This window comes from Chitinophaga polysaccharea (genome assembly GCF_007829335.1).
Classification (GTDB): domain Bacteria; phylum Bacteroidota; class Bacteroidia; order Chitinophagales; family Chitinophagaceae; genus Chitinophaga; species Chitinophaga polysaccharea_B.
In genome coordinates this window covers 59,957-84,324 of record NZ_VIWO01000016.1, presented here as the reverse complement: position 1 = coordinate 84,324, position 24,368 = coordinate 59,957, and the positions used below count along the sequence as shown (strand labels likewise).

Genomic DNA, 24,368 nt, shown 5'->3' with positions numbered 1-24,368 from the left:
TAGAAACGCTCTTCGAGGGGTACGGGATGTAGAATTCTTTCTGTTTAGATTATATAAACTTTATGCCTAATTCCCCAACTTTTCAACTTGATCCTATAGATGCCTTTTTGATGGGATAATTTATTAGTTTATCTATTGAATGAAAAAAGGCGAAAAATCACTTTTTAAGTAATTTTTCGCCTTTGGTGCGAAGGAGGAGATTCGAACTCCCAAGCCCTTTCAGGCACTACCACCTCAAAGTAGCGCGTCTACCAATTTCGCCACCTTCGCATCTGGTAGAATGGGGTGCAAAAATAACGGCTTTTTTGAAATAAGCAAATTTATTTATTCATATTTTTCTGAAAGGCTCGCTATTTCCTCAGTACGATACGGAAGGTGGTGCCCTTATTCAGCTCGGAGGACTTTACATATAGCCGGCCCCGGTGATATTCTTCTATGATGCGTTTGGCGAGGGAAAGGCCCAGGCCCCAGCCCCGTCTTTTGGTACTGAATCCGGGTTTGAACACTTTTTCGAAGTTCATTTTAGGGATACCTTTACCGGTATCGGCTATATCGATGGTAATGAAAGTAGAGTGATTTTCTATGGAGATATCTATTTTCCCTTTGCCTTCCATGGCATCAAGTGCATTTTTCAGCAGGTTTTCCACCACCCAGTCGAAAAGCGGGGGAGATATCATGGCGGGGAGTTCTTCCTCCATACTGTGTACCTGGAGTTGTACTTTCTGAGGAGCTCTTTTGCGGATGTAGTTGGTCATGTTTTCGATCTGTGTAACGATATTCGTTTCTTCCAGCTTAGGCACGCTGCCTATTTTGGAGAAACGGTCGGTGATCAGTTTGAGACGGTCTACATCTTTCGATAGTTCGGTTGCAATGGTGGTATTGGCTTCATTTTCCCGCAATATTTCCAGCCAGGCTTCCATGGAAGACAGGGGAGTACCCAGTTGATGGGCCGTTTCTTTAGCGAGGCCTACCCATACCTGGTTTTGTGTGGCACGATTGGTGCTGGAAAGGGCGAAAAGTACGATACCAATGAAGAGGGTTACTACAATCAGTTGTATATAGGGATAGTAGCGGATTTGCCGGAGAATGAGGGAGTCGCCGTAATAAATGTAGTTATACAGTTTTTGTTTGGCGTCGACCTCCATGATAAAGGGGGGATGTTGTTTTTTGAAGGCTTTGAGCTCCTGGGGCAGGTAATTGGGATCCTGTACAATCCTTAGGGAGTCGAAGTTGCGGCTATCCAGTATTTTTCCTTCTTCATCGGTCAGTATCAGGGGGATAGTGGTATTGTTGGTAACGATATCGATAGCGAGGTTTAAGTTGGCATCTGTTTCGGACCGCAGCAGTTCGCGGTTGGCTTCTACCCAGGTGGCCACTTTTTTTCTTTCTTCGTCCTGGATGTTTTTCGACAGATTACTGACGAACCATATGGTGGTCCCGATAATGAGCACTGCTACGCTGGTCAGTACAAACTTCCATCCTATAAACTGTTTAAACATACTCCTAATTTAAGCCTTATTCGGCTTTCCTGATTCTGTAATGATTGGCAAATATTAAAATCCTTTGTTGCATATTTGCATCTCAAAAAATAATTATTCACGCATAAACGTCATATCAGTTGCCAGTATTGCCATCAGTAGCAGTTGTTATTTTAAATTGGAACGGAAAGGCTTTCCTGGAGAAGTTTCTGCCGTCGGTTTGCCGTTCCACTTACGGCAATTTACAGTTGGTGTTGGCAGACAATGCTTCTACCGACGACAGTGTAGCGTTTGTGGAAGCGCATTATCCACGGATCCGGGTGATCCGCAATGCCCGTAACGACGGTTTTGCCGGGGGGTATAATGATGCCCTGCAACATGTAACGGCCGACATTTACGTGTTGCTGAACCAGGATGTGGAGGTGGAAGCCGGCTGGATAGAGCCGGTGGTGGCCCTTATGCAGGAAGATCCGCGGATTGCGGCCTGTCAGCCTAAAATGAGGGCTTACCTGCAGCCAGACGAATTTGAGTATGCCGGTGCTGCCGGCGGCTGGATGGATTTCCTGGGATATACCTTTTGCCGGGGGCGTATTTTGTATACCGTGGAAAAAGATTACGGGCAGTATAATAATGCCAGTGATATTTTCTGGGCCACCGGCGCAGCGTTGTTTATCCGTTCCGAATGTTTCCACCAGATGGGCGGCTTTGACCGCGACTTCTTTGCCCATATGGAAGAAGTAGACCTTTGCTGGCGTTTACAGCGGGCGGGTTACCGTATCTGCTATTGCCCGGATTCGACTGTATTTCACGTAGGCGGTGGAAGCCTGCCACAGGGAAATCCCCGCAAGCTGTACCTCAATTTCCGGAATAACCTCATGATGCTGTGGAAAAACCTGCATAGCGAAGACCGGTGGATTGTGCTGGTACAGCGTTTCTTCCTGGATATCCTGGCGGCGGTAAAAAGCCTGGTAGCCGGTAAACCGAAGGATATGGCAGCCATCTACCGGGCTTACCGCGATTACTACCGCTGGCGTCGTAACTATGTGAAAAAGGATCATTTACCGGAAATGAAACTGATGAAAATGACCGGGGTGTTTCATGGTATTATGATCTGGCGCTACTATTTTTTAAGGCGTAAGAAATTCTCGGAATTGATCTAGGAGCGGGTTTCGGGGAAAGATCCTACTAGCTTAAAATTACTGCCGGGGAAAATTCGAAAATTTCAAAATATTATGTAGGTTTGCACCGGAAATAAACTGATTATGGAACAGAAAACAGTAGAAAATAAGAATGATATTACCTTAGATAAGGTTTCCCGCTCCCGCTGGCTTTTTTACGTGCAATTGTTTTGTTTTATAGCTTTCATGCTGGGTGGTTGCTATAATCTTTACAAACACAAATATCAAGGTAAGCCAGATGTAAAGGTGCAGGAAAGTACACTGTATAATCCAAAATATAAGTAAAGCTACTGCTTCAACATAATTATCCTGCCTCCACCGGTTTCCGGTGGAGGTTTTTTTATTCCGGGGGATTTCCCTATTGCGTAAATGAATTTCCCGATCCGATGCCTGTTTATATGGCTTTAGCCAGACTTTTGCATCTCCCGCAGATATAGCCCGGCGGAAGTAATATGTTTAAGCGAACAGATAAATTAAAGAAGCAATCGTCCAAATCCAGGTTCCGTATTGTAGTAGATAAGTTACATCTCTGGCTGGGCCTGGGATCGGGCCTGATTGTGCTTATCATCAGCGTAACCGGCTGTTTATTTGTTTTCCAGAAAGAAATCAATGATTACTATTACCGAAAGCAGCTGTTTGTTGCTCCACAGCAAATGCCGGTGCTTCCGTTGAGCGAGCTGAAAAAGACAGCCCAGGCGGCCCTGGGGGCCGATAAATCTATCCTGAACATTACTACCTATACCCGCCCGGATCATGCCTGGGAATTTATGGCTTATAAAGGCAACGATACGGCACTGACCTATTTTGGGGGGGTGGAATATTACGATGTGGTTTTATTGAATCCTTATACCGGTCAGGTAACAGGTAAGATCGATTATAAACACAATTTCTTTTCCATTGTAAAGGCCATTCACTGGAGCCTGTTGCTGAATACGCCTTATGGGCAGCCCATTATAGGCTGGAGCACCTTCATTTTCGTGTTGTTGCTGATCACCGGCTTGATCATGTGGTGGCCCAAAAAGTGGAATAAAGCTAACCGGGAAAAGAGTTTTAAAGTTAAGTGGAAGGCCAGTTTTAAGCGGGTGAACTACGACCTGCACAACGTGTTGGGTTTCTATGCGTTGATTATCGCCCTGGTGATTGCGCTAACGGGTATGGTATGGGCATTTACCTGGTTCCAGGCTACTGTTTATGTGGCGGCTGCAGGTACCATCACGCCCCCCGATAGAGCGCTAAAGGAGTCGGCGAAAAGCACGGTTACCCTTACGCAAGATCCGCTGGACGCGGCATTCGGGCAGGCGCAGGGTATGCTGAAAGGCGCCCGCCGTATATTTATATATCCGGCCAGGGGAGAAAAAGGGGTTAACCTGATTGGCGGATACAAGGGGAAAGAAACGTATTACGGAGCGGATGAGTTGCAATTTGACCAATACAACGCCAGGTTGCTGGGCCGACGCAATGATGCGCATAAGAACCGGGGAGAACGATTAATAGACATGAACTACGATATTCACGTGGGGGCCATTGCCGGATTACCGGGGAAGATCCTGGCTTTCGTTATCAGTTTTATCTGTGCTTCTTTGCCAGTAACGGGCTTTTACATCTGGTGGGGACGGCGGAGGAAGTTGAAAAAGAAGACGGTGGTAGTGCGTGAAGCCGCTGTTACGGACATGATGTAAATAAAAAGTGTTCTACTTTTTCGTTGTAAATGCTCCACTGTATTGTGTTTCAGGAAGTTGTTATACCTTTCCGTGCAAAGTTTTTTAAGAAAAGTTTGAAAAAAAATTTTGTGTTTTCAGTCCGTTTCCTATCTTTGCAATCCCAACGAAAACGCCGCCGGGCAAAGCAAACGAACGGATGCGGTTAGTCGGAAAAGATCTTAAAATAACGAAGTTCTTAATACCTGCGAAAGTAGCTCATTTGGTAGAGCACGACCTTGCCAAGGTCGGGGTGGCCGGTTCGAGCCCGGTCTTTCGCTCTGATATTCGTGAGGGATAAACGAATATAAACATCCGGTGATTGATCCGTCATAAGTTGATGATCCGTTGATGTGACACAGGTCCCGAAGTTCTTAATACTATGCGAAAGTAGCTCATTTGGTAGAGCACGACCTTGCCAAGGTCGGGGTGGCCGGTTCGAGCCCGGTCTTTCGCTCTTTTAAGCCTGATTGAAAATAATTCAATCAGGCTTTTTTATGCCCATAGGCGCCTATAAGTGATAGCAAAGGGGGGCAAAGGAAACATCATTCCTTTGCCCCCCTTACTATTATGTGAAAAAACGTTTATTTAATAGTCGCCGGAGGCGCCACCACCGCCGCCACTGCCACCGCCGAAATCCATATTGTTCCCCGGTGTTTGGGCAACAGGCGCATAGGTTTGCGCAATGATGAGCGACTCAATTTTTAGTTTATCTGCCAGGGAAGGATCTGCGTCTTCTTCATAAGTGAAGCCGTGGCGTGGTACTTTCAGGTAACGGATTAAGGCCCAGGCGCCTACGGTTAACACCAACCCACCTAATACCATGGCCGTTTCCAGCGGCATTACACTGTGATATATACGAATGGTAAAGACAATGGCGGCCAGCAATATCATGCCGGTACGCAACAGGATCGTATCTTTTTTGCGGATACCGAGATAGAGGTATACGAGGGGTACTATCACCGTATACGCCCAGAAGAACGATGCGGCGGGAATGCTTTGTCCTGGCTGCAACTGCAGGTCGAACAGCTCGTTGCTCAACTCCCGTACAACAAAGTAGTTGCCCGCTAAATATAATGTCAATAAGGAAAGTACCGATACCACTGTTAAGCAAGCGCGGTAATGTTTGCAGGCAGGTTGCATGATTCCTTTCCTGGAGGCATAATAAACAAGCAGGGAGAACGCCATGATTAAAAACGGGATTACCGTTCTGGCAACGACGCCTGTTTTAAGTGCCAGTACAAACACGAGTGCCAATAGGGCCAGGAAAGCTGCTGCGGCCATCACCATATCCGCAAAGCGGAGTGTAGCCGTGAGCGTTAGTGCCAACACTGCCAGGCTCCAGGTAAGCGTGGAATCTGTACCGTAAATAGCGAGACTGCTTAGCAGGAGCGATACCGTGCACCATAGTAACGCATCATCTACACCAGCGCGGAATAATTTCTTCTCCCGTAAAAATAATTCCAGGGCCCCATAGCACAACAGGGCGGCGAATATACAGAGGCCGCCAAAGTTTTTTTCATCTTTCATTGCAGTCAGCGATACCAGGGTCATGAATCCCAGCGACAGGCTAACCACAATGAGCGTGAGAATAAACAGCCCGGCCCTGATAACGGGATTGGGCGTATAAAAGTTGACCGGATGTGCGGTAGTAATTGCCTGGTAAGTAGCTGCATCGATGCAGTCTTTTCGCAGCGCTTTTTCCGCTTCCTCTTTTATGTCGAGATTGTTGAGGGTATCGTTATTGTACGCGAGCATGTTTCATTTTTTTGTTGAGGTTAATCAGGAGCAGGATCACGGCGATGGCGGATCCAATCATGTACAACAGGCCAATATATATGGCGCCAATATCCTGGGAGGCAAGGAGTAAACGTCCTACCAGTATGCTTAAACCGATATAGCCATACAATACGGTGATCAACACAAAGTAGAAAGAGCCTTCTTTAAACGCCTGCCGGAAAATGTAAACAGCCACCAGCATCATGGCGCCAAGCCACAGGAGCCACTGCCAATCGAATATAAACGTAGCGGCAATGCAGGCAATGAAAAAAATATGAGCGCCGAAGTTCTGGTACGTAAAGGCGAAGTGCTTTTTGAGATTTTTCCAGCCGGACAAATTCGCCAGCAGCAAAAGAAATACACCCAGTAGTGCACCGGTGACCACCATGCGCTCGTTGCTGAAATCGTTGGCAGAAAGCAGTTGGAAAGGCGTTACTGCAATGCCCATCCAGGCGGCCAGGTTAGTAATGGCCATCGATAACACACCCAGGTGATCGAAGTAGTAGGCGCTAAATGTAAGTATGGTCAGGGGGATGAAAGTGGCCAGTCCGTAAGCCGTGCCGAAGGTATTGTACTGGAACTGCAGGTACCCGATAAAGGACACAAAAGTAAGACACCCTAACAGCAACGCATAATCGAAAAAGGCGTTGGGCGCTTTTACCTGTTGCCAGGAGAAAGGTCCCTTTTGCCGGATGCAGTAACCGAAACAGCCGGCGCAGATCACGCCGATGATCAGCAGGATTACCTGGTGGCCAATGGTATCTATATTTTTATAAATGAGGATACCGAGGCCACCGCTGAGTAGTAATACGCCGAGATACAGCAATGTTTTGATTTCCCAGTGAACGGAAAACAGGCGGTTCGCTTCGCTGTTTTTTACAGCTTCCAGTGCAGTATCGTTGATCAGTCCTTCCGCATGGAGTTTTTCAAATACTTTAATGTTCATAATTGGAGTTAAAGAGCGGGTAATTGGCAATCATAATAGCTGCAATATACGATATCAGTACATAAAAGTATATATTGTGATGTAGTCCTGTAGCGGAACAGGCGTGAATAAAACGCATTACAAAACACGAAACACGTTATATGAAATTGTACCAGGCAGAATTATTGGTTGCATTGCCCGACGAACTGGGAGAAGGAGCTTGCTGGTGGCCCGAAAGAAACAGTTGGTGCTGGGTAGATATATTAGGGCATAAGATTTATTTGAGAGATGTTGCCGGCCGGCAACAAGCCTTTGATGCGGGCACTTATGTAAGTACCCTGGTACCGGTGGCCGGCCGTAATGAGTTGCTGGTGGGGTTGAAAGAAGGGGTGGCATTTTTTTCACCGGAGCATGGCGTAGGGCCTTTGATAACGGTATTGCACGGGGAGCAGCAACTGCGTTGTAATGATGGGAAGTGTGACCCGGCGGGTCGTTTGTGGATAGGTACCATGCAAATGCCGGCCACAGAAGGTACCGGCACGTTGTATTGTATTACCGGTAAACAGGCGCCGGTAGTAAAGTTGCGGGGTGTTACCATTTCCAATGGGCTGGTATGGCGAGAGAATAAAATGTATTACAACGATACGCATACGGGAACGGTACAGGAATTCAGCTATGATGAACAAACAGGAGAAATTGTGTTTACACGTATAGCGGTAAAGGTGCCCAAGGAGCTGGGCTGGCCGGATGGTATGGCTATAGATGCGGATGGTATGTTATGGGTAGCGCAGTGGGGCGGTAGTGGTGTTTACTGCTGGCATCCGGATACGGGAGCGTTGTTGGCTAAGGTGGAGGTGCCGGCGCCGCATGTGTCGTCTTGTGCTTTCGGTGGGGCAAATGGGAATGAGATGCTGATTACGACGGCACGGGAACACATGACGGCGGCAGAGGTAGCTAAGTATCCGTTGAGTGGCAGCGTGTTTCACGTGCATCTTCCTGTTAAAGGCATGCCTGTCAGGTACTTTAAGTATTAATTATTTCTACATATTGATGTTTCACGGTATTCTGCTGTTTTATTAGTATATTTGCAGGCGGAATGGACTTTTTAAGGTATTTTAATACCAACCATGCTATCTTATTTCAACTTCCCTTTTGCATAGGATACTTCCCATTATTACGCTACTTCGAGGAACATTATGTAAAAATAATTATGATCATGAAGGATTTTAAAATCATTGACAACAAAGAAGCCAGGCAGTTTGAAGCACATATTGCGGGACAGCTGGCGAAAGTAATTTATGAGAGAAACGGCAGCCGTATTTTCCTGACAGGAGCTGAGGTACCGCCGGTACTGGAAAAGCAGGGAGTGTTACCAATGATGCTGGGTAAAGTGATGGAGGAAATTTCAGCACAGAACATCCGCATGGTACCTTCCAGCAAAAAAGTAGCAGAATTTGTACGTAGCCATCCGCAGTGGAAATCATTGCTGGCACATGGCTTACACATATAGTTCTTTGTTGGTTACATTTGACATTTAGTTATTTAATTATTTGCCGACGGTCAGCATCTACAGGATATAGAATGGCGGAAGAAACGGTAAATGCTTTACGTCAGGCAAATAACTAAATAACTAAATATTCAAATGCCCTCATTACTTGATCCCCAATTTCTCTTTCACGGCTGGCATGAGGTCGTCGGATGGTGCGGAAACTAATACCGCCTCTCTGGAGTTATCAATCACGAGCGTGTAGCCTTTTTCGTTAGCCACCGCCTTTAAAATCTTTTTTGCTTTATCTAATATAGGTGTGAGTAATTCCTGTTCCCTGGCAGCGATGCTCTGCTCAGACATGTCCTTGTATCGTTGAATGCTGGCCTGGGCAGATTTCAATTCTCCTGTCTTTACCTCCAGCATGTTCTGGCTCATAGTTTTACTGGTACTGTCAAATTCAACCAGCTTCTTTTTGTATTCTTCTATCAGTTGTTGTCCATCTTTGTTCAGCTTGTCCTGCAACATATTTAAGCTGTCGTTTGCCAGCTTGCTTTCCGGCATCAGCCCGATCATTTCCTGGAAATTAATATAGCCTGTTTTGGATTGAGCGGAAAGGACAGTACTTCCCATCAGTAATAAGAAAAGTGTACAGATAATTTTCATCGGGATAATTTCCACAATATTAATTGTCCAGTTGTGAAATATTCTTTAAAATGAATATAATGTAATGTTAAAGTGACAAGAAAAGATTAATAGATATAATTGTGATGAAATAACAGGTGGTGGCGGAATGCATCGGTTTTAGACTGAATTTCACCAAAGCCACCCATTCCCTTTTAATTGAGTATAATTGATTGACAAACAACGTGGTGGATGCTTGCACCGCCGAAAGTTCCCGCCCACTATCTCTTCTCCCGGAAAATTATTAGTACACAGCATAGGGGTAAGTACCTCAATGGGTGTCGTATAATAAATCAGTTCAATTGGCAGAAGGAATTATATTTGACGTTAGATATCAAACCCTACGCATGGAATTTAGTCATCCGGGTACTGCAGTACCGGAAATAGAAAACTCATTAACATTTGAACAGGTTTTTAAAACTCATTTTAAAGGCTTGCATGCGTATGCGTGTACATTATTGAAAGATGAAGTGATGGCAGAGGAGATGGTGCAAAATGTGTTTTGTAAACTCTGGGAAAAGTCCGGTGATATCACCATTAAGCAATCTGTTTCCGGCTACCTGTACCGCGCGGTATATCATGAGTGTATCAATTATATCCGCCACCAGAAAGTAAAAGCCACACATCAGGCACATACCAAATACCAGATGAGCAATGATCATGATACCGGCAATACTTCCGGTAAAGTAATATTAAGGGAGCTGGAAGAAAAGCTGGAACAGGCATTACAGGCACTTCCCGAAAAATGCCGGACGGTTTTTCAGTTGAGTCGATTTGAAGAACTAAAATACCAGGAAATAGCTGACCGCCTGGATATCTCTATAAAAACTGTGGAAAATCAGATGGGGAAAGCATTACGCTTACTACGACTCAACCTGGTAGATTTTCTGCCCTTGTTATTAATTTTGCTCCACCTGTAAAAGTGAATCTGTGAAACAACAATCTGACTATATAAACGATGATCTGCTGGTGAAATACCTGCTGGATATCACTACGCCGGCGGAAAAAGCAGCCATAACAACATGGTTGGCAGAGAAGGAAGATCATCAACGTTATTTTGAACACTTCCGGATTATCTGGGAAGAAAGTAAAAAACTGGCAGTAGTAAGTACTGTGAATGAACAGGATGCCTGGATGCGCTTTCAACAACGGGTAGGTACCAACGAAAACAATACCCGTATCATTCAACTCGATGCCGGCGTTTCGCCCTGGCGTAGTTTCCTGCGTATAGCTGCTGTGCTATTGGTGCTATTAGGCGCTGCCGGTGTATGGTTTATTTCGCAAAGAGGCGCTAACGCTTCTACCATTGTGCGTTCGGAGGGACAGATTAAACAGGAGTTACTGCCCGACGGCTCTGAAGTAACGCTCAACAAGCAGTCTACCATCACCTATGCCGCCAACTTTAAGAAGGAAAGAAATATACACCTGACCGGGGAAGCATTTTTTAATGTAGCCCAGGATCCCGGGAAACCTTTTATACTCAAGGTAAACGACGTGACGGTAAAAGTGTTGGGTACTTCATTTAATGTAAAGAGTATCCATGGAAAAATAGAGGTGATCGTAGAAACCGGCGCTGTAGAAGTGAGTAAACATGAGAACAGCGTACAGCTGAAGCCTCATGAAAAAGCTATCGTGACCGACAGCGAAGCTGCACCCACCAAGCAAAACAACACAGATGAGCTGTACAATTATTACCGCACTCAGACCTTCGTGTGTAATGGGACGCCGCTCTGGAAACTGGTGGATATTCTCAATGAAGCCTACGGTATAAACATTGTCATTGCCAATAGCAGCAAACGCGATTTACAGATAAATTCTACCTTCACCAACAGTTCGCTGGATAGTACATTAAATGTCATCGGGCTTACTTACGAGATCACTGTGGAAAAGCGGGGATCACAAATCATCTTGAAATAATAGCCGCCGTATTGTATGCCACTATCCAAGTCATTGCTAACCTTGTTCGTTGTTTGCATGTTGTCGCTTACAGCCGGTGCCCAGGGCTTATTGAATAAGACCGTGCGTATTAATGTGAAAGACCGCCCGCTGGCCGAAGTATTGACCACCATCAGTAAACAGGGACATTTTTATTTTTCGTACCTGACAACGGTGTTGCCACAGGATAGCCTGGTGAGTATATCGGCAACGGATAAGACCGTGAGGCAGGTGTTAGATCTTTTGTTGGATGGGGACTATATCTACAAAGAATCCGGTAATTATATTATTCTTTTGAAGAAAACGACCGGACAAAACTACTACCTGGTCACGGGTGTGGTAACGGACAAAAGTACGGGGCAGCGACTACCCAATGCCAGCGTGTACGAACGAACGCAACTCATTTCAACACTTACCAACAACGATGGTTATTTCCGGCTGCGGTTAAAGGATAAATATCCTACCGCAGCCATCAGCGTTAGTAAGGACCTGTATGCAGATACCTCGCTGTTATTGAATACCGGTCGTGACCAAGACGTGGAAGTGCGTATTTCGCCCACTACCTATCAGCTCAAAACAGTAGATATCACCGGCCACCAGGTGGAGAAAAGATGGTTTGGTAAAGTGTTTCTATCTTCCCGGCAGAAATTAACCAGTTTAAACATTGGCGCCTTCTTCGCCGACAAGCCTTACCAGTTTTCGCTTACGCCGGGCCTGGGTTCCCACGGAAGAATGAGCGGACAGGTAGTAAATAAATTTTCGTTTAACCTATTGGGTGGTTATGCTGCAGGGGTGGATGGATTGGAGGTAGGCAGTATTTTCAATATCGTAAAGCACGACATGCAGTATGTACAGGTAGCGGGTATTTTCAACATTGTAGGTGGTAAAACCCATGGCGTACAGCTGGCAGGTGTTCACAACAATGTGCTGGATTCCATGAAGGGTGTACAGGCATCAGGGCTGAGCAATATTATAGAAGGAAGTATGCGGGGAGTACAGGTATCTGGTGTAGTGGGCCAGGTGTATAAAAATATGACAGGCGCACAGGTACAGGGTGTGATCGGTATTGTACGGCAAGACATGAATGGATGGCAGGTAGCCGGTATACATAATTACAACGGCGGTAACATGGGAGGCGTACAGGTGAGTGGTATAACCAACTATAATCGTCAGGATGCGGACGGTGTGCAGGTAGCTGGCGCCGGTAATATTAACCGCGGCGTGATGAAGGGCGTACAGATAGGCAGCCTGTTTAACTATGCAAGGCGGGTAGATGGCGTACAGATAGGCCTGGTGAACATTGCAGACACCGTAAATGGATATAGCATCGGGATCGTTAATATTGTACGGAAAGGATATAAGAAAGTAGCCCTGTACAGTACTGACCTATTGCCTTTAAATGTGGCCTGGAAAACCGGTGGCAGCAAGCTATACAGCATTTTGCTGGGCGGGTATCAACCCGGTCCCTATCATCGCTGGGCCATTGGATACGGTATTGGTAAAAGAATTCCTTTCAATAAAGTATGGTCGCTAACCACAGAAGTTACTTTGCAGAATTTATTCCAGGGCAGCTGGAATTATAAATCCGAGCTGTACACGCTCCAACCGGCCATCAATGTGCAGTTGGCGAAAGGTGTTAGTTTGTTTGCCGGACCTACGTTTATGGTGGGAGAAAATGGCAAGGAAAATAAAGTATCGTCCACCTATCATTATATGCAGGTGGATAACCGCTGGTTGGGCTGGCACGCAGGTATCAGTATCTTTTAATTTTTTACCGGATTTTATATAGGGGTAGAAGTTCCTCAACGTGTCGTTATACTGTACGTAATAACAAACATAGTATGAGAACAATTTATTCCCACAGCAGGATTATTTATTTAATCATTGCCCTTTTTTCTTTTGCCAGCGATAGTTTTGCACAAACGCCACTGACCAGCCCTGCGCATATCGGGTTGGTATATCCCCTGAGCAGCAATGGGAAAAATGCGGCCGCCTATACCAATCATTTTTCTTTGCATATTATTGCCGGTTTATCTAAAGCAGAAACAGGAGTAGCCATTTCCGGTATTTCCAATATTATTAAAGAGCAGGCTACCGGTGTGCAGATCGGTTGTTTTTCCAATCATATTGGTACTACTTACCACGCCGCTACCATTGCAGGTTTTATGAACCATGTAAAAGGCAATGCGGGTGGCGCAACATTGGCAGGATTCCTAAATTTGATCGACGGTAATGTAAATGGTTTCCAGGGTGCCGGCTTTGCCAACCTGGGAGCTAAGGAGGTGAATGGTACGCAGTTGGCCGGTTTCATGAATACGGCGCAAAATAATTCCCAGGCGCAGTTAGCCGGATTTTCCAATATCGTCAAAGATAAAGCGGCGGTACAGGTAGCTGGTTTCCTCAATAAAGCAGATACGGTACAACACCAGATCGCCGGGTTTATCAATATTGCGAAGAAGGTGAAAGGTGTACAGGTAGCGGGTGTTATCAATATTGCAGATAGTAGCGAGTATCCTATTGGATTGGTAAATATTGTGAAAGGAGGCGAAAAGCAGGTGAGTGTATCGATCGATGAAACCATGACCACTATTGCTGCTTTTAAATCCGGTGGTCGTGTTTTGTATGGCATACTGGGCGTGGGATATAACCTGAAGGATAATCCCAATCCACTATACGCTCTGCAGGGTGGTATAGGTGCACATTTGCCATTGACGGCGCATTTCCGGATCAATGGAGAGGCATTGAATACGGTATTGACAGATTTTAAGAAAGGCTATTATCATCGTCAAACGGTGGGCATTTTCCCTGCCTACCGCTTTGGTAACCGGGTTGAAATATTTGCCGGTCCTACTTTCAATTTCGTGAGCACTAAACATGATGTTGGCCGAGATTTAGTCAGTCATTATATCTGGTCGGAAGATGTGAGCCGCAATCGGTTCCATGGAGGATATATTGGCGCTGCCGGTGGGATACAGGTAACGTTGTAGCGCGCAGAAAGCTTAAAGCGGAAGGCAAAAAGCTATTGAAGCGGATGATTATTATAATTACACTTACCAGTAACTGCACGCAGACTGCATGATGGCGCTTTTGTGGAGCTCAGGCAGGGGGGCGAAAAGAATAGAAATTCCCTGTCAGGCTTCTTTTATGGCATTGTATTTGGAGAAAATCTGCTAAACGCATCATTTATGAAAACATGGCTTTACCTTCCGTTGCTCCTGCTGGGTTTCATTTTACCTGGTTGCACCAAGAAAACCACTGAAATCGTCATTCCAAATCAAACTATTTTATACCAAATAACGCCGGATGCCTGGGGATATGATAATAGCACCGGTATCTACTATTATGTTATTAAAACGCCTGAGTTGAATGGAGTAAGCAAAACAGATGGTGTGATCGTATCTATGGCGCGGTTTAGTGCCAATGGCCAAACACCGCAGTCATATGAATTATTGCCGCAGGTATATAACAACCAGTCTTACTTTGTCATTCACGATGACGCTAAACTGGAAGTAGATATTAAAGGTATTAACGGTGCTGCTTCTGTTAAACCAGCTACTGCAGTGTGGATAAAGATCGTATTAATACCTTCAGTTGGCGTTAACTAGAATCGGTAGCTTTACCATTTCTCAACATACATATACAGGGCTCCTGCGAAAGCAGGGGCCTTTTTTATTATGTTTGCAATAAATCCCCTTTATGAGCGCACCAGTCGTATATAATCAGTTGGCCGGACAACGGGTACAGCGCATTGAAGCCCTTAGCGACGGCGTATTTGCTATTGCTATGACTTTGCTGGTATTGGATCTGAAAGTACCGGTGGCCAATGCCCTGCAATCGGAAAAGGAATTGCTGAAAGAGTTGCTGGCCCTGGGGCCTAAGATTGGCACCTACTTCGTGGGTTTTATGACGATGGGTATCTTTTGGGTGGGGCAGTCGGCGCAACTCACTTATATTGAAAAAACGGACCGGCGCCTTACCTGGTTGTCGGTATTTTTCCTGGCCTTTGTGTCGTTGTTGCCCTTTACCACTGCATATCTCAGCGAGCACCTTCAAGCTAAGGTGGCCATTGGTTTATATTGGGTCAATATTTTCATGTTGGGACTCATCCTCTATATTCACTGGCATTGTGCCTACGTGAGTGGTTTGGTAAGCGCAAAAGGAGAACAGGGGGCTGCCGTGAGCAGGGCCATGTTGCGGCGCATTGTACATGCGCAGCTGCTGTACGCAGGCGGCGCGCTTATTGGTATTATCTTCCCCGTGGTGAGTGTGAGTTTCATATTTTTGGTGCAACTGAACTACGCCACTGCCTATACGACGTTTATTAAAAAACTTTTCAGGAAAGGCCATAACAATAACATAACTACCACTCCTCATTGATAGTTGCAGATAGCCCGGATTTTTTATTATTTTCCGCTTTTGATGGATCCCTTTATCAGTGTACATGAAAAAATCAACTATTAATGGATAACAGAAGAGATTTTATTAAGAAGGCAGCGTTGCTATCTGGTGCTGCTGGCGTATTTAGCGCCTTGCCAGCTTCTATTCAGCGGGCGATGGCCATAGACCCCAGGCCTGGAAGTACTTTCCTGGATGCAGAACATATTGTGATACTGATGCAGGAAAACCGCTCCTTTGACCACTGTTATGGTTCCCTGAGAGGAGTACGTGGCTACAATGATCCACGGGCTATACAGTTGCCCAATAAGAACCTGGTGTGGCTGCAAAGTAATGAGAAGAATGAAACCTTTGCTCCTTTCCGTTTAAACCTGAAAGATACCAAAGCCACCTGGATGAGCAGTTTACCGCATTCCTGGGGCAACCAGGTAGATGCCCGCAACAATGGAAAGTATGATAAGTGGCTGCTGGTAAAGAAATCAGGCAACAAGGATTGGTCGCCGATGCCGCTCACCCTGGGGTATTATAACCGGGAAGATATTCCTTTCTATTATTCCCTGGCCGATGCTTTTACCGTATGTGATCAGAATTTCTGTTCTTCCTTAACCGGTACAACGCCCAACAGGCTTTATTTATGGACAGGCACCCTGCGTGATGAGCAAAATGCTTCCTCCAAAGCCAATGTATGGAATGAGGATGTGGATTACGGCAGCGAAGCGCATTGGACTACTTTCCCTGAGCGTTTGGAAGATAATGGCATTTCCTGGAGGATCTATCAGAATGAAATTAGTGCAGCGGGATTGGAGGGAGAGAAAGATGGCATGCTAGCTAACTTTACCGACAACCCAATAGAATGGTTTACTGCGTTCAATGTACGTTTTGCTGCAGGACATATTGCTTACCTGCAACGGCAAGTAAAAGAGCTCCCGGGAAAAATAGCGGAAACAGAAGCCAGGCTGAAAACCACGTCTGGTGAGGAGGCTACCAAGTTGCAAAAACAACTTACCCAGCTACAGGCTGGTCTGGAAAAAGCAAAGAAGGATGCGGAACAGTTTACCGCCGCCAATTTTGCGAAGTTGTCGCCCAGGGCGCAGCAATTGCATAATAAAGCGTTTACCACCAATATTAACGACCCCGACTATCACGAGCTGGAAACACTTACCTATAAGGATGGGGATAAAGAGAGAACAGTACAGGTACCGAAGGGGGATATCCTGCACCAGTTCAGAACAGATGTGAACGAGGGTAAACTGCCTACCGTATCCTGGCTGGTAGCGCCGGGCGAGTTTTCAGACCATCCCGGTTCGCCCTGGTACGGCGCCTGGTATGTATCGGAAGTACTGGATATATTAACTAGAAAGGAAGAGATATGGAAAAAGACCATTTTCATTTTATGTTACGATGAAAATGATGGTTACTTTGACCACGTACCTCCTTTTGTAGCGCCTCACAAGCCTGGTACCGGCCTGGTGTCTGAAGGGATTGACACTGGTATTGAGTATGTAACCCGGGAGGAAGAGCAAGCCAAGAAATACCTGCGGCCGGATGAAGTCAGGGAAAGCCCGATTGGATTGGGATACCGGGTACCGTTGGTCATTGCTTCTCCCTGGAGCAGGGGCGGGTATGTTAATTCCGAAGTATGTGATCATACTTCCATCCTGCAGTTTATGGAGCATTTCCTGCAGCATAAAACAGGCAAGGCCATAAGAGAAACGAATATTTCCGCCTGGCGCCGGGCTGTTTGCGGAGATCTTACCTCCGTATTCCGTCCGTTTAATGGCGAAAAGATACATGTACCATTCCCGGAAAGGAATGAGTTTATAGAAATGGTGCATAACGCCAGGTTTAAGAAGCTGCCGGATGGCTTTAAGGCTTTGACGGCGGCAGAGGTGGCGCAGATTAATCAAAACCCGGCGAGGTCTGAGTGGATGGCCCAGCAGGAAAAAGGGATCCGTGTGGCCAATGCGTTGCCGTATGAGTTATATGTAAATGGCAAACTGAGCGCCGATAAACAGCATTTTGAAATTGGGTTTGAGGCAGCCAACAAAGTATTTGCCCAACAGGCAGCCGGATCGCCATTTAACGTATACGTCCCCGGGAAATACCTACAGGAAGCCACGCAAACAATGGAGCCGGTGCGGACGTGGTCCTATGGCGTAAAGGCGGGCGATAAGTTAACGGATAACTGGCCGTTGTCGTCCTTTGAAGATGCGCACTATCACCTGAGGGTATACGGGCCTAATGGATTTTTCCGTGAGTTTGCCGGTGATGCCAATGATCCCCAGGTGGAAATACAGGTGGGTTATCAGCGTAGTTTTACCAACAGCCGGAAACTAACCGGTAATGTAGAGGTGAAGTTAATGAACCGCGGGGCTAAAGCAGCAACAGCAGTTATCACTGACCTGGGTTATCATAAAGGTGCGCTGAAGAAAACAGTAGCAGCTAAAACGGAAGCCGTGTTAATCGTGGATCTGTCTAAGAGCCACGGCTGGTATGACTTCTCGGTAAAAATAGCCAACAGCCGCCTTTTTGAGCAGCGATATGCAGGCCGCGTAGAAACGGGTAAGGAAACGTATAGTGATCCTGTAATGGGAAGGATATAGTATTACTAAGCGATATATTTTGTAGTGAGGGAGTACCTGGATAACCAGGTATTCCCTTATTTTTTCAGGTATTGGTTTGAACTAAATTATAAGATTTTTGTTATTTGTTTTTTTGTATATTGACTTATGTGTTGGTGATCCCGAATCTGTCTAAGCCTCAACTCAAATTACCTATTCATTAAATCATCCAAAATCGCTTTTTATGAAACGTTCTAACTGTCACCTGTACTGGTTACTTTCACTGGCTATGATACTTGCTTTTGTGGCCTGTTCTAAAGATGGTTCTCAAGGCCCTGCTGGTCCTGCTGGTCCTGCCGGCCCAGCCGGTCCCGCTGGTCCTGCCGGTGCTGATGCTGCAGGCATTACCTATTCGGCCTGGGAACCTTTAGCATTTGATTCCATCCGGGATAACAATGGTGTAGCCACCAAGACTGGTTTTTTTGCCATTATTGATGCCCCCAAGCTCACGGATGATATACTCAATAAGGGGCTGGTAAATGTTTATTTTAATTTCGATTCCACTTCCAAGCCGTATATAGTGCCGGTACCTTACGTAGATAACAATATGTATATCACCTACCAGGCAGAGAAAGGGAGTATCTATATTGTTTCAAACATAGATCTGAGCGGAGGTTCCATTCATACGGGAGATAGTCCTATTAACCTGTTCCGGTATGTGCTGGTGCCCGGAGCTACAGCGGCGCGCAGCGCCAATGGGGTAGACTGGAAGAATTATGCTTCTGTGAAGAAATTTTATGGCCTGAAAGACTAAGTACAGATAAAAATCACAACGATGTAAAGTCCTTCTCCCGCCCTGAACCGGGAAGGGGGACTTTTTGTTGAGGTATATGGACAATTTGTTCCCGGTAGACCACGTGATAGGTTGTTTTTTAGCTGTGGTGCGGTATCCGGCAACCGGCTTTTATTTTGCTAACTGATATGATTATGGAAAGGCAAATTTTGAAAGTGTTGCTGGCTTGTCTTATTGTGGCCGCCTGCAAGGGACCTTCCTCCCCCGGTGCCTCGTCGTCCCCGGAATCCCAAGAAGAAGATACGATTAGTCCCCGTAACAGGGGGATTACTCCCGCAAATGCCTACAACGATCTGTTCCTGGATAGTATGGCAGTAGAAAAATTTATTCAGCAAAAGCACTTGGACAGCCATATGGCTAACCGGCTGCGAAGTTTTTACAATACCCGTAATTATGAGTTTGCCTGGCTGGATAGCAGAGGGCCTACTGAACAGGCCTCAGCTTTTCAGAGCTTATACAGTTATAGCAAGGATACAGGTAGCAGCAAAGCCATCGATATCCGTTTAGATGGGCTAAAAACGGAAGACAGCCTGGTGATCACCGCCAATAATCCTGAAATGACCCATCTTGAATTGCAGCTAACGGTGCGATTGATAACTTATTTCAGGAAAAGAGGCGGTAGTGTAGACCAAATAGAGCATATGGTGCCCGCCCAACGTTATGAAGTGATGCAGCTGGCTGACTCCCTGTTGAAAACAAATGACCATTTATTTCCGGCAGTAGCGCCTATGAAAGCGCCGCTCAAAACTTATATGGGATATGTGCGTGATGGAGGCTGGGATACATTGCCTCAGGCTGGTAAAGGATACCGCAAAGGTCAATCTTCTCCCGATATCCGGTTGTTAAAAAAACGATTAGCCATTACCGGGGAGCTGACAGATAATGATAGCAGTGCTTTGTTTAACGATGACCTGGAAACGGCGGTAAATACCTTTCGTAACCATCATGGTTACACGGAAAATGGGGTATTGAATGATACCATTATCAAGGAGCTGAATGTATCTGCGCAAGCGCGGCTGCAGCAGCTGCTGATCAACATGGAAAGAATGAAATGGATGCCTGCAGCAGATCAGGGAAAGCTGATACTGGTTAACATCCCCGCTTTTAAACTGCATGTGGTAGAAGGCAGCCAGAAACTTTTCGACATCGATATTATCGTTGGAAAGGAAGGGCACAGCACTACCATGTTTTCAGGTTGGCTGAGCCAGGTGGTGTTTAGTCCTTATTGGAATATTCCACGCAGTATTATAAGAAAAGAGATATTGCCGGGCATGAACCGGCGCCCGGGTTACCTGGCGTCGAAGCATATGGAAATAGTGGGGCATCAAAACGGGTTGCCTGTTATCAGGCAGTTGCCGGGACCGCATAACGCGTTGGGCCGGGTAAAATTTCTCTTCCCCAATAGCTATAATATTTACTTCCATGATACGCCGGAGAAGAGCTTGTTTAACCACGATATCCGGACCTACAGCCATGGTTGTATCCGATTGAAAGACCCGATGAAGATGGCACAGTTTGTATTGGAAAATTCGCCGGAGTGGACCACCGAAAAGATTACGGCGGCGATGGACAGCGGTAAGCAAACCTATGTGGCCGTAAAACACCCGGTACCGGTGATTATCACCTATTTTACCGCCTGGGAAGAAGATGATGCTTTACATATAGCACCGGATGTATATGACCACGATATTCCTTTCCGGAATAAGTTGTTCCTGTAGTTTAGGAAGTGGTGCTGTAGTGCCTCAGTATTTTTGTGTGGGCAGAATAATATTTATCGGGGCTGTATAAAAACAGGCAGGTCCCGTTCTGTATCCGCTGAATTACTTTACGATGAACATCGATGGGAATAGCGGGGCAGCCCAGGCTGCGGCCAATATAACCCTGTGCTTTAGCCAGGCTTTCGTTGACATAATCGGCGCTATGCATCACGATGCCCCTGCTGAGGGCATTGTCGTTGATGCCGGCTTCTTCGCCTTCCAGGCGGAGGGATAATCCATGCTCACCGTTGTAGGTGTCGCCGGTAATGTAAAATCCAAGGCTGCTCTTAAAGCTGTTCATCTTATTGGAAAAGGTATTGGCAATATCTTTTCCTGAATTTCTGCCATGTGATACCAGGGTGTTGAATAACAACAGCTTGTTTTTGAGATCTATTACGAACAGGCGTTTTTTGGTACTGGGCAGTGAGAAATCAACAATGGACAAGATATCCGGATTTTTTACCTTTCCGGTTTCTTCCAGGTGCTGAAAACCCAATAGTGCGTTTTCAAATGCTTCCCGGGATAAACCAGCAGAGTCGAGCCGCATGATATCGTACAAACTCTCTTCCTTTTGTGTGGAATCGATTTTAATGCCGTTGCGTACCGGTTGATTGGCAGCAGTTGACTTTTCGGAACTAGTAAGTGTAGTAATCAGAAAAACAAAGAGGCAAATAGCACTGATAAAAATTAACGGTTTAATCGTCTTCTTCACATTCGTTTTCACTCCGTAATTTGTTTAGGTGATTGATTAAAAAGGCATAGGTTACGAAGTTAACTGATTCTGACCTGGAATAAAACCCCAAAACACTGTTTGAGCTCGCTTGGAAATTGGTTTTAACAGTGCTTTCACATACATGAGAAAAACATATAAATGCTAAACGTTGGTTAAAGCATAGAGAATATCAGGATAATTGATTATTTTATGTGATATAACTTAGCAAATAGTTTCGTAGAAAGAGAAAACTGCCATAAAAACGGGTCGGTTCTTGCGCCGGCCCTTTGTTATTATCCATTCATTAAACTAGCGAGTCATGCCTGAATTACCTGATCTGCAAGCATTTCGTCATAACCTGGAAAGGAAATTATTGCATCAGCAGCTGAAAACAATTACCGTAAAGAACAGTAAGAAACTGGCGGTTGCTGAAAAGACGCTGCAATCTGCCCTGGAAGGGCAAAAGTTGAAAGAGATACAGCGGGTGGGGAAGGAATTGCATTTTGTATTTCAGAATGGGCATGTACTGGGCATGCATCTCATGTTGCATGGCAAGTTATACTTCTTTGAACAGCAAAATAAAGAGAAATACACGATCGCCGAATTACTGTTTAGCAACGGAACAGGATTAGCCATTACTGATTTCCAGGGCTCGGCTAACATTGCGCTGGATCCAGCTGAAAAAACTGCTCCGGACGCCCTGTCGGACGATTTTAATGAGAGCTACCTGAAGACGCAGTTGAGCAAGAAAAAGATCGGGATTAAAAAATTCCTGTTGGATCAAAAACAGGTGTTGGGCATCGGGAATGCTTATGCCGATGATATTTTATGGTACGCCAGGATCTCTCCTTTTTCCATCTGTAATAAAATCCCTGCCGCCAAGGTAAAAGTATTGCTGTCTGCCATCAAGCATATTTTACGGGAGGCAGAAAAGAAGATACTTAAAAGTAACCCCGACATTATTCATGGAGAAGTCCGTGACTTTATGCTGGTACATAATGCCAAATTAAAGGAAAGTCCCGGTGGTGCTGTCATTCATAAAGATACTGGTGGCGGCAGAAAGACTTATTATACAGATGAACAGGAGCTATTTGAGTAGTATCCCCGACGCCAAAACTGTATCCGGGGCGGTATCCCGTGGCTCATAAATTCCTCCGGCAATTTTTTCCACAAAAGCTTTGGGGAAAAATTTGGGCAGCCAGGCATTCAATTTATTGGTAAAGCCGGGCACAATTTCCGCTTTGCCATTAAACAAGCCATCAATGGCTATTTTAGCCACCCGTTCCGGCGTCATATTAAACCGGTCGGCAATCTTCCGGGTGCGGCTACCCATGCGCGCCCTGTTTACAAAATCGGTGTCGGTACTACCCGGGCTCAGCGCGCTCACGGAAATATTAGCATGCCGCAGTTCATGCCGGAGCCCACGGGTAAATGATAATGCAAAAGCTTTGGTAGCCGCGTAAATATTCAGGTAGGGTACCGTTTGATAGGCGGTAGTGCTGGCCAGGTTGAGCAGGTACGCCCTAGGGAACTGCCGTAGTACCGGGATATAGGCGTACGACAGGCTTACCTGCGCCTTGATATTTACATCAATGATATTCAGCTGTTCGGGCAGTGTTAGTGTTTCAAACGCGCCATTGATGCCATACCCGGCATTATTTACTACCACAGATAATAAGTCGTGGTAAGTGCTGCTCCAGGTAGTGACCCGTTGCGCAGCATCGGGGGCCGATAAATCCTGGTGCAACGTGTGTACGTGCACGTGATATTGCGCTGAAAGTGTTTCTGCAGTAGCTGCCAGGGCAATTTGGTCTATATCTACCAGCAGCAGGTGATAATTTCTTTCTGCCAGTTGAGCTGCAATGGCTTTCCCGATTCCTTTGGCTGCGCCGGTAATTAATGCGTATGACATAGTTGTTGTTTTTAGAGAGAAGGAGTGTTTACTTCCGCCAGTTTTCCCCCGTGGGCGGTAACGTTTGCCCACTGTGGCTTACCGCCATAGAGATGTTGTTTGAACTGGGCCAGCTTATGATAGAAAGGTGTGGGACTATTGGCTGTTTTAGGCTGGTAGTCGCCGGTAATGATAGGAATATACATCACCCGCCGGCGGCTTTTTTCGCCGGTGTAGGGCGACTGTTGTACGCGGTGCCACAGGCGACCATCGTGTACGGTAAGATCGCCTGCTTCGATATCGAAGCCTACTTCCTTTTTATCCGGATTGTTGTCGATGAAGTATTTCTTTCTGAATAATAATTTAAAAAGACCTTGTTCGTGTGTGCCGGGCAGTACCCGTAAACCACCGTTATCCAGTGGGCAATCGTCGAGGTGAATGCCTACGTTGAGCATAGGAAGAATGCGCGAACCAAGGAACAAATCCCGGGGGCTATCAGTATGCCAGCCCAGCTGCTTGAATTGACTGGCGGCAGTATTGACATAGTGGTTGATCACCAGCCCATCTTTTTCATTTTCGCCAATCCTGCCGCTATAGGGGCCCAGTAACGCAATGAGCGACTGGAGCCTGCGGTCTTTCAGCAATTCACGTAAGGTATTGCTGAAGTGGGAAGCGAAGGCAATGCGTTGAATCAGCGGGGCGCCATTGATGTCGGTGCCTAATTTCAGCGGGATACCATTGACTTTCTGCACCTGGTTGCGTAGCAGAAAATCCTGTACCTGTGCTACCTCTCCATGAATATGGGCGAGTGTATGTTTATCCAGGAAATTTTTAAACTGGATGATGCCATGTTGATGGAAATACTGTAGATGCGTGTTGTTAATCCCCTCATCGAGGCGGAATACGGGTTGGTTGCTCGTGTTCATGACGAATATGTTTAGGCTGACAGTGATGTTGGTTGTTGAAATAAAAATGCAAAGCGGCAATGGTGGGAGGCCGCAGGTGGGATGGGCGTTAACAACAACGATAAACAGCTG

Annotated in this window: 22 protein-coding genes and 3 tRNA genes; 17 read left to right on the top strand and 8 right to left on the bottom strand. The window is 46.0% G+C overall.

Annotated features, from left to right (window positions below; translation table 11 throughout):
- Window positions 1-183: 183 nt before the first annotated feature.
- Window positions 184-270, bottom strand: a tRNA-Leu gene (locus FHW36_RS29880).
- Window positions 271-350: 80 nt separating this feature from the next.
- A complete protein-coding gene (locus FHW36_RS29875) occupies window positions 351-1,499 on the bottom strand; it encodes a sensor histidine kinase (RefSeq protein ID WP_145675137.1) in 1,149 nt (382 codons plus the stop codon).
- 119 nt (window positions 1,500-1,618) lie between these two features.
- Here FHW36_RS29875 and FHW36_RS29870 point away from each other — a divergent pair, with 119 nt between their 5' ends.
- The 5 genes from FHW36_RS29870 (at window position 1,619) to FHW36_RS29850 (ending at window position 4,810) form a co-directional block, all read left to right on the top strand.
- Window positions 1,619-2,638: a glycosyltransferase family 2 protein gene (locus FHW36_RS29870; protein WP_145675135.1), complete on the top strand. Its 1,020-nt coding sequence runs from the start codon at window positions 1,619-1,621 to the stop codon at window positions 2,636-2,638.
- 102 nt (window positions 2,639-2,740) lie between these two features.
- Entirely contained in the window at window positions 2,741-2,941 is a 201-nt protein-coding gene (locus tag FHW36_RS29865) for a hypothetical protein (RefSeq protein ID WP_145675133.1), read from the top strand.
- A gap of 167 nt (window positions 2,942-3,108) precedes the next feature.
- Complete coding sequence (locus FHW36_RS29860; RefSeq protein WP_145675131.1) at window positions 3,109-4,335, top strand: PepSY-associated TM helix domain-containing protein; 1,227 nt, start codon at window positions 3,109-3,111, stop codon at window positions 4,333-4,335.
- Window positions 4,336-4,561: 226 nt separating this feature from the next.
- Window positions 4,562-4,634 (top strand) — tRNA-Gly (locus tag FHW36_RS29855).
- A gap of 103 nt (window positions 4,635-4,737) precedes the next feature.
- Window positions 4,738-4,810 (top strand) — tRNA-Gly (locus FHW36_RS29850).
- A gap of 131 nt (window positions 4,811-4,941) precedes the next feature.
- On the opposite strand, the gene FHW36_RS29845 is transcribed toward FHW36_RS29850, so the two are convergent.
- Together FHW36_RS29845 and FHW36_RS29840 are read right to left on the bottom strand one after the other, a co-directional pair.
- Window positions 4,942-6,111 carry a hypothetical protein gene (locus FHW36_RS29845; protein WP_145675130.1) on the bottom strand — a complete coding sequence of 390 codons (1,170 nt, stop codon included), beginning with the start codon at window positions 6,109-6,111 and terminating at the stop codon, window positions 4,942-4,944.
- Window positions 6,095-7,078 carry a DUF2157 domain-containing protein gene (locus FHW36_RS29840; RefSeq protein ID WP_145675128.1) on the bottom strand — a complete coding sequence of 328 codons (984 nt, stop codon included), beginning with the start codon at window positions 7,076-7,078 and terminating at the stop codon, window positions 6,095-6,097. The genes FHW36_RS29845 and FHW36_RS29840 overlap by 17 nt, the downstream gene beginning before the upstream one ends.
- A 140-nt stretch (window positions 7,079-7,218) precedes the next feature.
- Here FHW36_RS29840 and FHW36_RS29835 point away from each other — a divergent pair, with 140 nt between their 5' ends.
- Both FHW36_RS29835 and FHW36_RS29830 read left to right on the top strand, forming a co-directional pair.
- Window positions 7,219-8,091, top strand: coding sequence for an SMP-30/gluconolactonase/LRE family protein (locus FHW36_RS29835; protein ID WP_145675126.1), 873 nt, complete (start codon window positions 7,219-7,221; stop codon window positions 8,089-8,091).
- Between the two features lie 182 nt (window positions 8,092-8,273).
- Entirely contained in the window at window positions 8,274-8,567 is a 294-nt protein-coding gene (locus tag FHW36_RS29830; RefSeq protein WP_168741240.1) for a GNAT family N-acetyltransferase, read from the top strand.
- Window positions 8,568-8,708: 141 nt separating this feature from the next.
- On the opposite strand, the gene FHW36_RS29825 is transcribed toward FHW36_RS29830, so the two are convergent.
- A complete protein-coding gene (locus FHW36_RS29825; protein ID WP_145675123.1) occupies window positions 8,709-9,209 on the bottom strand; it encodes an OmpH family outer membrane protein in 501 nt (166 codons plus the stop codon).
- A 365-nt stretch (window positions 9,210-9,574) separates the two neighbouring features.
- Here FHW36_RS29825 and FHW36_RS29820 point away from each other — a divergent pair, with 365 nt between their 5' ends.
- From FHW36_RS29820 to FHW36_RS29780, 9 genes are all read left to right on the top strand, one after another.
- Window positions 9,575-10,147, top strand: a complete 573-nt coding sequence (locus FHW36_RS29820) for an RNA polymerase sigma-70 factor (protein ID WP_145675120.1) — start codon at window positions 9,575-9,577, stop codon at window positions 10,145-10,147.
- 10 nt (window positions 10,148-10,157) lie between these two features.
- Window positions 10,158-11,144: a FecR family protein gene (locus FHW36_RS29815; RefSeq protein ID WP_145675118.1), complete on the top strand. Its 987-nt coding sequence runs from the start codon at window positions 10,158-10,160 to the stop codon at window positions 11,142-11,144.
- Window positions 11,145-11,159: 15 nt separating this feature from the next.
- Complete coding sequence (locus FHW36_RS29810; RefSeq protein ID WP_145675116.1) at window positions 11,160-12,929, top strand: carboxypeptidase-like regulatory domain-containing protein; 1,770 nt, start codon at window positions 11,160-11,162, stop codon at window positions 12,927-12,929.
- A 74-nt stretch (window positions 12,930-13,003) separates the two neighbouring features.
- Complete coding sequence (locus tag FHW36_RS29805; protein WP_145675114.1) at window positions 13,004-14,149, top strand: hypothetical protein; 1,146 nt, start codon at window positions 13,004-13,006, stop codon at window positions 14,147-14,149.
- A 198-nt stretch (window positions 14,150-14,347) separates the two neighbouring features.
- Window positions 14,348-14,767: a hypothetical protein gene (locus FHW36_RS29800; RefSeq protein WP_145675112.1), complete on the top strand. Its 420-nt coding sequence runs from the start codon at window positions 14,348-14,350 to the stop codon at window positions 14,765-14,767.
- A gap of 91 nt (window positions 14,768-14,858) precedes the next feature.
- On the top strand, window positions 14,859-15,539 hold the full coding sequence (locus tag FHW36_RS29795) for a TMEM175 family protein (protein WP_145675110.1): 681 nt from the start codon (window positions 14,859-14,861) through the stop codon (window positions 15,537-15,539).
- A gap of 83 nt (window positions 15,540-15,622) precedes the next feature.
- Window positions 15,623-18,160, top strand: coding sequence for a phosphocholine-specific phospholipase C (locus FHW36_RS29790; RefSeq protein ID WP_145675108.1), 2,538 nt, complete (start codon window positions 15,623-15,625; stop codon window positions 18,158-18,160).
- Between the two features lie 202 nt (window positions 18,161-18,362).
- The gene (locus FHW36_RS29785; protein WP_145675105.1) at window positions 18,363-18,932 is read left to right on the top strand and encodes a hypothetical protein; all 570 of its coding nucleotides are present in this window, start codon (window positions 18,363-18,365) and stop codon (window positions 18,930-18,932) included.
- A 173-nt stretch (window positions 18,933-19,105) separates the two neighbouring features.
- Window positions 19,106-20,689 (top strand): L,D-transpeptidase family protein, encoded by a 1,584-nt coding sequence (locus FHW36_RS29780; protein WP_186452678.1) that lies wholly within the window; start codon window positions 19,106-19,108, stop codon window positions 20,687-20,689.
- A gap of 1 nt (window position 20,690) precedes the next feature.
- On the opposite strand, the gene FHW36_RS29775 is transcribed toward FHW36_RS29780, so the two are convergent.
- Window positions 20,691-21,452, bottom strand: a complete 762-nt coding sequence (locus tag FHW36_RS29775; protein WP_246121260.1) for a murein L,D-transpeptidase catalytic domain family protein — start codon at window positions 21,450-21,452, stop codon at window positions 20,691-20,693.
- A gap of 307 nt (window positions 21,453-21,759) precedes the next feature.
- Between FHW36_RS29775 and FHW36_RS29770 the strand changes: the two genes are divergently transcribed.
- Window positions 21,760-22,539, top strand: a complete 780-nt coding sequence (locus tag FHW36_RS29770; protein WP_145675102.1) for a DNA-formamidopyrimidine glycosylase family protein — start codon at window positions 21,760-21,762, stop codon at window positions 22,537-22,539.
- On the opposite strand, the gene FHW36_RS29765 is transcribed toward FHW36_RS29770, so the two are convergent.
- Window positions 22,528-23,352: an SDR family NAD(P)-dependent oxidoreductase gene (locus tag FHW36_RS29765; RefSeq protein ID WP_145675101.1), complete on the bottom strand. Its 825-nt coding sequence runs from the start codon at window positions 23,350-23,352 to the stop codon at window positions 22,528-22,530. The two genes, FHW36_RS29770 and FHW36_RS29765, sit on opposite strands and share 12 nt — an antisense overlap.
- An 11-nt stretch (window positions 23,353-23,363) precedes the next feature.
- A complete protein-coding gene (locus FHW36_RS29760; RefSeq protein ID WP_145675100.1) occupies window positions 23,364-24,257 on the bottom strand; it encodes a phytanoyl-CoA dioxygenase family protein in 894 nt (297 codons plus the stop codon).
- Between the last annotated feature and the right edge of the window lie 111 nt (window positions 24,258-24,368).